This window comes from Burkholderia anthinoferrum (genome assembly GCF_002925705.1).
GTDB classification, from domain to species: Bacteria; Pseudomonadota; Gammaproteobacteria; order Burkholderiales; family Burkholderiaceae; genus Burkholderia; species Burkholderia semiarida.
Genome location: NZ_LFZP01000056.1, coordinates 111,928 through 124,448 on the forward strand (window position 1 = coordinate 111,928; position 12,521 = coordinate 124,448).

General features: G+C 66.9%; 2 protein-coding genes. Both read right to left on the reverse strand.

The genetic code is table 11. The features are described 5' to 3' along the window. Nucleotides 1-2: 2 nt before the first annotated feature. On the reverse strand, nucleotides 3-11,441 hold the full coding sequence (locus C5F75_RS27030) for a two-partner secretion domain-containing protein (protein ID WP_104012970.1): 11,439 nt from the start codon (nucleotides 11,439-11,441) through the stop codon (nucleotides 3-5). Nucleotides 11,442-11,590: 149 nt separating this feature from the next. Next, entirely contained in the window at nucleotides 11,591-12,511 is a 921-nt protein-coding gene (locus C5F75_RS27035) for a peptidylprolyl isomerase (protein WP_104012987.1), read from the reverse strand. Nucleotides 12,512-12,521: the final 10 nt, after the last annotated feature.

Here is a 12,521-nt window from a genome sequence, read left to right on the forward strand (position 1 = left end):
TCCTACGGCTTGGGTCCACCTTTCACGCAAATGATGCACCCTTGATTTCGGGTCGTAAACTTCCACCCCTCTTTCGAAACCTCTCGGGGGGTAGCCGGGGTTATGTTAACCTGAGTTCCGGCCTGATACGTAGCAAATAGTCGCCGATTGTCGAGCGTGTACACAAGTCCGTCTTTTAAATACACACGAATGGCAGGCAAATCGGCCGGCGAGACCACACCTGATTGCAAAGCCGCGATCGTGTCTTGTAGCGACGTTCCGTCCTTAAACGTTGAGCTAATGCTATCTTGCGTAAAACGAATCGAATTCGGATTCGCCAAACCACTTAGGCTGGTCGGCACGCCATTTTTTGTGGCGCCTCCAAACGCCATCGGATTCGGGCTAAGGACGCTGACGCCGTCCCCTTCATCGACGATCGAACTTTCGCCGAGTTGGGCTTTCTCCTTACTCTGTTGCTTATGTAGTTCATCTTGCTCGCGCTGGGCCTCGCTCTTGTTTTGGCCCCAGTGGTCCGCGCTATTGTTTAGCGCCTCGTTCTGCGCAGCCGTCGCGCCCGCCCCCGCATTCTGACCTGCAAGGCCGGCAAGACCACCACCTGCAAACGTCGCAACTGCTCCGAGCAACGCCACTTGTCCTTGATCAAGCGGCGCGTGCGTCGGGTCGATCGCACCTAGTACCAGAGGCGACAGCACCGCACTTGTTGCTCCCCCGATCGCCCCACCCGCACAGCCGGTACCGCTCGCAGCACTCGCAGCACACCCGAGTGCCGCATGCGCCGTCACATACCCGACTTTGCCGAGCTCGCCATCCCCAAATAGGTGGAGTTGATCGAATTGCCCAATTGCACTCGCCCCAACAGCCGCGAGATCGCTAACAACGCTCCCTTTCAACGCGGTCCCGAAGCTACCCCCATACGCGACCGTATTCACAGTGGCCGATACCAACCCCCGACCTGCGATTTCGAACGCACCCTGAAGAAGCTGCTCCGAGGTGATCGTATTCGATGCGATGTTGTTTCCGATCGTCTGCATCGGCAACGCGTTGAGGTCCAATCCTTCCATCAACCCCTGCGTCAAATCAGCGATCACGCCGGCTTTGATAACTTGCCCCAGGCTGAACCCTTGATCGCTGAACGCCTGATTCATCGCGGACGCCACCATGGCGCCAACGACAGGCATCCCCATCACGGACAGCGCGACAGAGGCCGCCATCGAAAAAAGTTGCTCCGGACCGAACCCACCCTGCTGTACGAAATCCGAATGCAGATGGTCCGCTACCGTCTCTTGCGCGAAGCCGCCGCCGAGTTGATGTTGCAGCGATGCAAGCATCGCCTGCGTCGAAGCTGCGTCAACCGTCCCGTCCGCGTTGAGCTTCTGCAGCGCCCCACCAATCTGATTGAGCGCCTGAACATTCAACTCCATGTTCGCCGCGCTCATGAACCCGCCCGGCTGCACCACTGTGCCCGTCGTCTTCAGATACCCGCCATCGACCTTCTGCCAGATCTCCCCCACGTTGACCTGATTCGCCTGGTTCGTCAGCGTGTGCGTGTCGACGCTCAGCGTCCCCGACGCCGTGATGCTCCCCGTGTTGAGAATGCTGCCGTTACCGTCCTGATTGAACTTCAGCGTGACGTCGTGTCCGGAGATGTTGCCGCCCGCCGACATCGCCTGCGTGTCCTGCGGCAGATACACCTGCGGCATCAGCGCCGTAATCGTCGGGCACGACGCCGTGCCCGTCGCGTGACACGTCGGGTCCGGCACCGTCTGCTCGACGTACCACAGCATCGGCTTGTCGAGCGTGTTGATCTGCTCCTGCGTCAGCGCGGCGCCCAGTTGCAGGTCGTGCGCCTTCGAGTAATCGACCGCGTTCTGGTACAGGTACATCTTTTCCTGCGCCGTCACCGACAGGTTTTTCTCGTTGTCGTACGTCAGCCCGTCGACGAAGCTCGACTTGCCGGTTTGCTTCAGCGCCGCCTGCTGCAACAGCAGATCCTCTTCCTGCGGGTTGTAATAGAACAGCGTCGACGAAGGCTGCAGCGCCGACGGCAGATTGTTCAGCAAGTCCTGCGGCCCGAGCGAGCCCAGCACGGAACCGCCGAGCGACGCGTCGACGTACGACGCAGCGCCCGCGACCGGTGTCGGCAGCTTGCCGGTGCCGACTGCACGAGGCACCGACAGGTTCAGCCCCGGCAAGTCCACCGGGCTCAGCGAAATGACCTGCGACGGCGCATTGACACGCGGCGTGTAGGTGTTCGCGGTCGTGATCCCGTTGATCAGCTTCTGGCCCGTCAGCGACACGTACGTGCCGATCACGTTGCCGACGTTCTGGATCTGTCCGTTCGACGAGATCGACAGGTTCGGCGCCTGAATGGTCGCCGCGATATTGCCGACCGGCGTCGGCGGATCGATCGTGCCGCCAGTGCTCGTGTATGCGCTCCCGTACAACGCCTTGCACTGCTCCGGCGTGCCGCACGCCCAGATGTCGTGACGCTTGTCGCTGCTGAACATGCCGGTTTCCTGCACCCAATGCGAGTGCCAGTAGGCGTTCAGCACCTGCGCCTCATTCACGACGGGGCCTGCGACGGCGATCGTCGCGTTGTTGCCGGCCGCGATCAGGCTGCCGATGTTCGTCAGGCTGCCCGCATTGATCTGCAGGTTGTTGCCCGCGCTGATCACCGACGAGCTGCCCGACTGCTGGTCGACATAGCCCTCGCAGTAGCTTTCCTTGTAGCCGCCGGCTGTCATGCAGCCCGAGTATTGCTCGTGCTTGCCGTAGTTCTCGTGTACCGGCACGGGCGGCGGCAGATTGTTGGTGATCGCACCCGAAACGTTGAGCTTGATGTCGTTGCCCGCGACGATGTTGCCGGACGTGTTGTTCAGGCTCTGTGCGGGCGTGGTCGAACTCGCTGTCGTGCCGACACCGCCGATGACGATGTCGTGGCCCGCGAGCAGGTTGCCGTACGTATTGTTGATCTGGCCGGCTGCGATCACGAGATCGTGGCCGGCATAGATCGTCGCGTCGTTCTGGCTGTAGCCGAACGTCGTCGTGGTCGGGTTGTTGCCGCGCGGTTGGCCTGCGTTGCCGCAGGCGGAGTTCGGCACGCCGGAGGCGCAGCCGACCTGGCTCGAATAGTTCTGCTGGTTGCCCCCCTGGTTGGTCAGGGTACCCGATGTAATCGCGACATTGTTGCCTGCGTAAAGCAGGCCCGAGTTGACGAGATTTCCGCCGCCCACTGACAGGTCATTTCCGGCCGCAATCATGCCGGTCGGTGTAGACGAGCTCAGGGTCCCAGTGGACGTTGGGGCAATACTGTTGACCGCAATTTTAAAAGTCGTTACCGGCAAACCATCCGACGGGCTGCCCGACCCCTTCACGAATACCGGGCCAAAAGTGCTGTACATCCCGCCGAGCCATGCACTCTGCGATCCCGTTTTCGCCAGTGTGTCATTGAGCTGCGTCAGGAACGCCGTGTACTGTGCTTGATCGACTTGCCGAACCGTTTGATTGACGAGTGTAGGCGCTACTGCACTGTTGTCCAGCCATTGGACATTCAGCCGTATATCGCCCTGCGCCGCAATCTGACCGCCTCGGTTCGAGAGAGACGATGCCGTGAGCGAAATCGAATTTCCTGCGGAAATGACGCCCGAAGTACCAGCCTGCTGGCTTGTGACCGTTTCGTGAACAGTCGGCAGCGTGAAGGTCTGCGTAGTGGAAGAAGGCGTCGTCGCGCCCGTTTCGATCGCCCATCTGGGAGCAGCGCTATCAATGGCGTTCCCTGTTCCCAGGTACGCGTTGTACTGGCCAAACGTGATAGCTCCAGAACCAGCCGCGGGCTGTGTACCCACGATAAAGCACCGGTCCAAACCGGCACACTGCCGATTGGCAGAGTCCGTCGACAACCCGGATGGCGAAAGAAGATCTCCCAGGGTCGCGCTGACGGTATGCGGGCTGGGCACATAATATCCACCGCTATCGCCCGGCGCCGGAACACGCTGCAACTGCCACTCGGTCTTCGTCCCTACCGCCCCCGACCATAGCAACTCGGGATCGACAACGTCCCGCGTCGTCGTAGTAGCGACACCCGGGGCCGTCTGATCGTTCACGACCGATGCCGCCGAAATATCGACATTCCGCTGCGCAAAGATCGATCCACCCGTGTTCTGCAGCGTCCCACCCAAGCGAAACACCGCATCGCCCTTCGACTGCGTCGTCGCGCCCTGGTTGTCGTAGTTGCCACCATTGACGTTGAGAACGTTCCCCGCCTCAACCGTCCCGCGGTTCGTCGTATCGCCGTTCAGCGTCAACGCGTTATCTGCATGCATCACCGCCCCGGCCGCATTATTCAGCGTGCCGTTGAACGTCACATCCGACCCGGTAACCTGCCCGTGATTCTCGAAGCTGCCGCCTGCCGTCAGCGTCAACGGCGACGTCCCGGTGATCGTGCCGTCGTTCGTGATCCCGTTCAGCCCCGTCAGCGAAACGCTCTGCCCGCCGTAATTCCACGTGCCGCCGACATTCACGTACCCGGCGGTGATGGACAGGTTGCCGCCCTGGCTGATCGTCCCCTGCGACGGATCGAAGGCCATGTTGACCGCGCTGATCCCCATGTCCCGTTGCGCGAGCAACTGTCCGCCCGCGTTGTAGAACGCGCCATTGCCGCCATTGATCGTCAGCGACACGTCGCCGGTCGCACCGGTCGCGGCCTTCGGATTGCCGGCAAAAACGATCCCGTTCTGGTTGTTCAGCGTACCGGTATTGACGTTGAGTGCGTTCACCGCCATCAGCGAACCACCGACGTTCGTCAGCGCGCCCCCGACGGTGACGTTGGTCGTCGTCCCGTTCACCAGCCCGGCGTTCGCGAAGCTCGACGCATTGACCGTCGTCGTGCCGATCGACGCGAGCGACGCACCGGCCGCGTTCGTCAGGCTCGGCGCCGACACGTTGAGCGATCCGGCCAGCACGTTCGCGGCGTTGTACAGCCCGTTCTGCGAAGCCAGCGTCGCGTTGCCGACGACGTTCACCGCCTTGCCGCCCGCCAGCGTGAGCTGGTTCGACGCCTGCGCGGTGAGCGCGCCGCCGACCGTCGCATTGCCGAGCGTCACGTTCGAGCCGTTCACCTGCAGGTTCTGCGATGCGACGAGCGATGCATTGCCGGCATCGACCGTTCCCTGCGCGGAAACGGTCACGTTCTTCGATCCGACGGCCGAACCGCTCAGCGTGACGTTGCCGCCCGACACACCCAGTTGCCCGGCCACGATGCTGTTGCCGGTCAACGCGACGGTTTGCCCCGCATGCAGCGTCGCGTCGCCGTTCGCCGACACGCCCGCGACCGACACGTTGCCGCCGATGCCGTTGATGTCGACCGTGCCCATCGAACCCACGCCGCCCGCGAGCGACACGTTGTTCGCAGCCTGTACCACGACATTGCCGCCCGACTGCAACAACCCGCCGAAGGACACGCTGCCGGCGGTCGACTTTGCCGACACGTCGCCGACCGCGGTGGTCGCACCGAGCGACATGTCGCCGCCGGACACCGCCGTCAACTTGCCGGCGCCCTGAATCGCGCCGAGCGTGATGCTGTTTCCGGCATTGACGGCGATGTCCTTGCCGTACGTCAGTGCCGCGCCGCCGCCGAGCGCACCGCCCGCGTCGATAGTCGCGGCCCCGAGACCGAACAGCGCGCCGCCGAGCGTCATCGCGCCGCCCGACGTCAACGTCGTATCGCCGTTCACGAGCCCGCCGGAAAGCAGCGCGAGGCCGCCGCCCGCATTGGCCCGGAGATTGCCGGTCGACACGACCGCGCCGCCGACGCCGAGATTGCCCGCCGTCGCGGTCAGCGTCGCGTCGCCGGTCGAATGGATCGCGCCCGCGACACCGAGGTCGCGTCCCGCCGTCACGTTCAGCGCACCGCCGCTGGACGCCGCCCCGATACCCGCATCGCGCGCGGCCGTAATCGTCGTCGCGGTGCCCGACGTCACCGCGCCGTTCACCATCACGTCGCCGGCGCCGTTGCGGCCCTGCGCCTGCAATCCGATCGCGCCACCCGCCTGCACCGAGCCGGCCGACAAGTCGTTGCCGGCGGTCATCACGAGATCGCCGTTGGTCGCGACGTTGCCCGTTACCGCAATATTGCCGCCCGCGTTGACGTTCGCCTGGTGCGCGAACGCGATCGCGCCGGCATTCACCGAGCCGCCCGCCGTCAACGTGCCGCTTTGCTGCGCGCCAACGCCTGCGAGCGTCATGTCGCGGCCCGCGTTCAGCGAAGCATTGCCGCCCGCGACACTCTGCCCGGTCACCGCGATGTCCTGTGCCGCAACGACGTTCAGGTTGCCCTGCGTCGTCAGGCTCGTCGCGCTCGCGTTGCCGCCCGAAGCGGTTACGGCGAGATCGCCGGCCGAATTGACGGCCGAAAGCGCGACACTGCGCGCCGCATTGATCGTCGTCGTGCCGCCGGTGTTGATTGCACCCGCAACGGAAGCGTCCCGTGCGGCTTGCAACTGCATCGCGCCGAACGCGGTGGCTGCCCCGCCGATCGTCACATCGCCGCCGCCGGCAGCGCCCTTGGCGATGACGTCGAGATTGCCGCTGACGGCCTGGATCGTGCCGAGTCCCGCATTGTTGCCGCCCGTCACGTTGATGGCCGCCGCTTGCAGCGCGCCCGTCAGCGCGACGTCGTGCGCGGCATCGAGCGTCGTCGCCTGGGCGAATGCCGCGGAGCCCACACCGTTGATGTCGCGCCCCGCGCTCAGCGTGCCGTCGCGTTGACCCGCGAGTGCCCCCGTCAACGCGATATCGCGGCCGGCCTGCACGTTCGTCGACTTCGCCACCGCGATCTGGCCGCCGAGCTGCGTATCGAGCCCGGAGGTGGCGTTGAACGCGCCCGCGGTCGTGGTCGCCCCCGTGAGCACCACGCTGCCGTTCGCGGCGGTTGCCGTCAGATCGCCGTTCGACTCCACGCCGCCGCCAACCGCCACGTTGCGTTGCGCGCTCAATGCAAGCGCTCCGCCGCTGCCGAGCGTGCCGCTGATCGACACATCCCGCGCGCCCGTCACGTTCACCGCTCCCTGCGCGGACGCCGCCCCCGTGACGCCCGCATCGCCTTCGCCGGCGTTGCCGTTCGCCGTCAGCGTCAACGTGGTCGACGACGACGCATCGTGCACCGTCGCGTTGTTTCCGCCCGTCACCGTGATCGCCGCCGCCTGCATGCCGCCGGTCAGCGCGACGTCATGCTGCGCCGCATAGTTCGCGGTCGCGGCAAACGCCTGCTTGCCGCCGCCGTTGATGTCGCGCGCGGCCGTCACCGTGCCGTTGGCCTGTCCGACCATCGTGCCGTTCAGCGTGGCATCGCGGCCGGCCGTCAGCGTCGCGTCGCCGATCGCGCTGGTGCTCGCGCCGAGCGACAGGTCGAGGCCGGTCGCGATGGCAAGCTTGCCGCCGCTGTTGATGCCGCCGGTTGCGTTGAGGCTGCCTTGCCGCGCGGCCAGCGCCGTATCGCCGACCGACTCGATCGCGCCGCTCACGGCGATGTCCCGCTGCGCGGTCACGCCAACCGTCGAACCGCTCGCGGCCTTGCCGCCGATCGCGACATCGTTCTGCGCGAACGCCGTGATCGCGCCCGCGGCGGCGACCGAACCGTCGATGCGCAGATCGCCTGCGCCCGTTGCGGTGTTCGTACCGTTCGCGCGCAGCGCGATCGTGCCGGTCGACTCGACGTTGTTCACGGCCGCGTTGCCGGCCGCCGTCACGCTGACCGACTGTCCCTGGATCAGGCCGCGCTGCGCGACGTCGCGCCCGGCGTCGAGCGTCGCCTGCTGACCGAACGTCAACGTGCCCGCGCCGACGATGTCGCGCGCCGCATTGACGACGCCTTGTCCCTGCCCGGCCAGCGACCCGCTTACGTTGACGTCGCGTCCGGCCGCGAGCGTCGTGTCGCGCGACACGGTCGTGTTGCCGCCGAGATTGATGTCACTGCCTGCCTGCGCGTCGAACGCGCCATTGCTCGCGATCGCCCCCGTCGATCCGATGCTGCCGCCGGTCGCCAGCAGCGACGTGTTGCCGGCCGACTGCAACGACCCGCTGATATCGATATTGCGCGCCGCGGCAAGCGCCACGTCCGCGCCGCCCGTCACCGCACCGGTCACGCTCAGGTCGTTCGCCGCATCGAGCGCGAGCGTCGACGCCGCCTGCACGTCGTGCAGCGTGGCCGATCCGCCGGCCGTCGTCCGTACGTTGCCGCCGCGCAGCGAGCCGGTGAGAGTCGTATCGCCGCCGGAACCGACGTTGGCCGCGAGCCCGAACGCAACGGCGGCCGCGCCGCCTATCGCGCCGCCGACGTTCAGCGTGCCGTTGCCCTGCGCGACGACGGAGCCGTTCATCGTCAGGTCGCGGCCCGCGTCCACGGTCAGGTTGCCGAGCGACGACGTCGATTGCGCGCCCAGATCCACGGACTGCGCGGCCGTCACCGACAGATTGCCGCCCGACTGGATATTGCCGGTACTCGTCAGCGAGCCGGCCGCATTCGTCAGCGCGACGTTGCCGTTCGACTGGACCGTCCCGCCGATCGACGTATTGCGGCCGCCGCCGATGGCCAGGCCGCTCGCCGTGCGCAGCGTGCCGTTGACGATCACGTCGCGCGCCGCGTCGATCGTCCCGTTCGTCAGCGAGTTCACGTTGCCGCCGATCGAAACGTCGCCCGTGCGGGTCGCGAGCTGAAGCCCCGCGTTGGCCTGCACGTCGTTCAGCGCGATCGAACCGGCTGCCGTCATCGAGACGGCGCGCCCCTGGAACGCCCCCGTCACGTCGATGTCGCGCCCCGCGCTCAACACCGTGTCCTGCGCGAAGCCGCTGGTGCCGCCGGCGACGACGTCGCGCGCTGCCGTGAGCGTCGCGACGCCCTGCCCCGCCAACGCGCCGCCGATCGTGAGATCCCGGCCGGCCGTCGCGGTCACGTCGCCGGTTACAGTGGTCGCGCCGGTCAGCGAGACATCCTGCGCGCCCTGCACCGTCAACGCGCCCGCGCCGTTCAACGTGCCGGCCGACGCGACGCTGCCGCTGGTCGCCGTCATCGCCAGATCGCCGACCGCCTGCACGGTGCCGCTGCCGCCGACGATCACGTTGCGCTGCGCGGCAAGCGCGACCTGCGCGCCGCCGGCGAGCGTGCCGTTCACGACGACGTCGCGCGACGCGTGCACGTCGGCGGCGCCGAGCGCGGCCGCGTTGCCGTTGAATACGACGTCGCCGCCACCGGCGCTGCCGCTCGCCGTCACACCGAATGCGCCGCCCGCCTGGACCGTCGCGAGGCTCGCGCTGTTGCCCGCGTCGACCTGCAGGCCATTGGCGAGCAGCTTGCCGGTCAGCGCGACGTCGTGCGCGGCATTCAGCGCGCCGTTCTGGCCGAACGCGATCGAGCCGCTTCCCGTGATGTCGTTGCGTGCGCTCAATGCCCCGTTGCGCTGGACGATCACGACGCCGGACGTGTCGACGTTGCGCCCTGCGTCCACGCGCGCGTCGGTTCCGACCATCAGCGAGCCGCCGATCGACGCGTCGCGCGCGATATCGGCGGCGAACGTGGTTCCGCTCGCGAGTGAACCGCTTACGCTCAGGTCGCGCCCCGCCTGCACGCTGACGGCGTTCTGCGCGGTCGCCTGCGACGCGACGACGGTGTCCTGTCCGGACGTCAGCGCCAGATCGCCACCGCTCTTCACCGTCGCATGCGTGGCGACGTTGCCCTGCGTCGCCGTCAACGCCAGCACACCGGACGTCTGCAGCGCCGCGTTGACCGTCGCATCGCGTTGCGCGGTCGCGCGCAGCGTGCCGCTGTTCGTCTGCCCGTTCACGTTGACGTCGCGGGCCGCCTGCACGGTCGTTGTGCCGGTCACGACCGACGTGCCGTTCAGGTTGACGTCGCCCGTGCCGTCGGTACCGCGTGCGGTAACGGCCAACGCACCGCCGCCCTGTACGTCGCCGAGCGTGACGTTCGTGCCGCCGGCGACCGTCATGTCGCCGTGCGCCTGTGCATTCGCGACGTTCACGTTGCCGCCTGCCGCCACCGCCAGCTTGCCGCCGGACTGAATCGAGCCCGTCGACGTCACGTCGCCGTTCGCATCGATCGCGTAACCGCCGACCCCGATGTGCGCACCGGTCATCGACACGTTGCCGGCGCTATGAACCGTCGCCTGCTGCTGCGCGGCCGAACCCGCGACCGACACGTCGCCGTTCGCCGATAGCAGCAAGTCGCCCGCATTCGCGGCGAGCTGCGCGTCGGACCGTACGCCCATCCCCGCCGCGGTGCTGATCACCTGGATCTGCCCCGCCGTCATCGCGCCGAACGCGGTCGCGTCGATGGCGAGCGAACGATTCGCGCCGCCGTTCGCGGCATTGATCGCCGCTGCGGAGTTGTCCGAGCCGTTCGCCGCCGTGCCGTATGTGGTGCCGTACGTATCGACGGCGGCCGGCGTCACGAACTGACGCCCGGCGATCACGTTGATGCGCGTGCCCGCATAGAGCGGCGCGTTGATACCGATCGTCTCGCCGATCAGGTCGATCGTGCCCACGGTCCCCTCGATCCCCGCGCCGGGCCCGTTGACGCCGGCATTGCCTTCGATCTGCAGGTGACCGCCGGTCACGTTGTAGCCGAGCGCCTTCGCGTTCGCGAAGTCGGTCGCGCTGCCGCCGACGCCACTGAGGAACTGCGGTGCGCCGGTCGACAACGTCACGCCGATCGTGTTGGTAAAGCCGGTGCCGCGCGTCGTGATTCCGTTCGGGTTCGCGATCACGACGGCCGCGGGTGCACCGAATACTTCGAGCGGACCGTTCAGCAAGCTCGCGTAGGCATTGCCGGTCGACGTGACCTGGTTGACGATCACGCTCGCCGTGCGGCCGTTCAGGTTCGGGTTGGCCTGCACGTTGCCGCCCGTCAGCGACGTGCCCGACATCAGGCTGTTGTTCAGGATCAGCCCGACCGGATCGATGTTGAATTGCTGATACTGGTTCAGCGAAATGCCGGCCGCGTTCGGCGCGGTGATATTGACGACGGGCACGCCGCCGCCCGCGCCGGTCGACTGCGTGATGGCCGGCTGAAATGAGATCGGCGCCGTGGGGTCCGTGATCGGCGCGGCAGCCGCGAGCTGCATCGAGAATCGCACGCGCAGCGACGCGAGATCGAGCAACCGCTGCCATGCGTCGTCGTCGACACGGCGATTGCCCGCGCCGAGCACGCCGGCCGCATCGCGGCACTGCTCGACGGTGACCGTGATCGGCCCGATGAACATCGTCAATGCGACGAGCGCGCTCGTCGCACGCTGCCACCAGCGGTACGATCGCGCGGCCGGCTCGACCGCGAAGCATCGCGGCGCACCTGCCGCCGACTGCGCACGTGCGCCGATTCGCGCCGCGCCGGCGGCGGCAAGCTGCTGCAAGGTCTTACGCTTGGACGTGTTCATCTTCTGTTGTTCGCTTCGTTCGATGGCCCCGCGACGACGCCGTCAGCCGATCCCCGACCGTGGCGCCGCGCGATGCCGGGTTTCCCCGCCCGGCATCGCGTGCGTGTTCGCCGGGTGGCTGCCCGACGCTGCTACGTGCTGCTTGCCGCCTACTGCTGGATCCGCGCGTTGCGGATCAGATCCGCAACGACCTGCGCGGTCGCCTTCTCCATCGCGACCTGCTCGAGTTGCTGGCGCAGCGTGTCTTTCGCCTGGTCGAACGGCGGCACCTGCGTCGGCCGCTTGTCGTCGGCACGCACGATCCAGTACGCATCGCCGACCTGCACGGGCTCGCGCGTCATGCCGCCTTGCGGCAGTTTCACGAGCGCTTCGGCAAGCGGCTGCGGCCAGTTCTGCGTGTGGCCTGCCTCGATCGGCGTCTTGAACGAGATCCAGTTCAGCGCGCCACCCTGCGCCGCGGCCGGCCCCTTGCTGAACTGCCGCGCGAGGCCGCCGAAGTCCTCGCCTTTCTTGAGCCGCGCGAGGATCTGCCTGGCGGTGTCCGCGTCGTTGACGGCAATCACGCTCGGCTTGTATTCGTTCTCGCCGAGCGTCGCGACGACCGCGTCGTAGCGCGCCTTGACGTCCGCGTCCGTGACGGGTGCCGGCTTGATCTGATCGTGCAGGTACGCCTGCGTCATCGCGAGCGCCTTCGCCTGCTCGACGGCGGCCACGACCTGCGGCTTCGTGTCGTAGTGCTGCTTGAGCGCCGCCTGTCGAAACAACTCGCGCGCGATCAGCTGGTTCTTCAGCGCCGCGCGCAGCGCCGGCGTATCGGGCGCCTTCGACGCGCGCACGGCTTCGTCGACCTGCGCTTGCGGAATCGGCACGCCGTTCACGCTCGCGATCGCATCGGCCGGCATCGCGGCGGCTGCATCGGCGGGTTTCTTCGCCGCCTTGGGAACCGCATACGCGTGCGAAGCGACAGCGGCGCACAGCGTCGCCGCGACGAGCGTGACGCCGATCTTGCGAATACGCGCCGACAGGTTGGATTGCATCGCGATCTCGCGACCGTTCGACAGGCGATTCATGAAGTTCTCC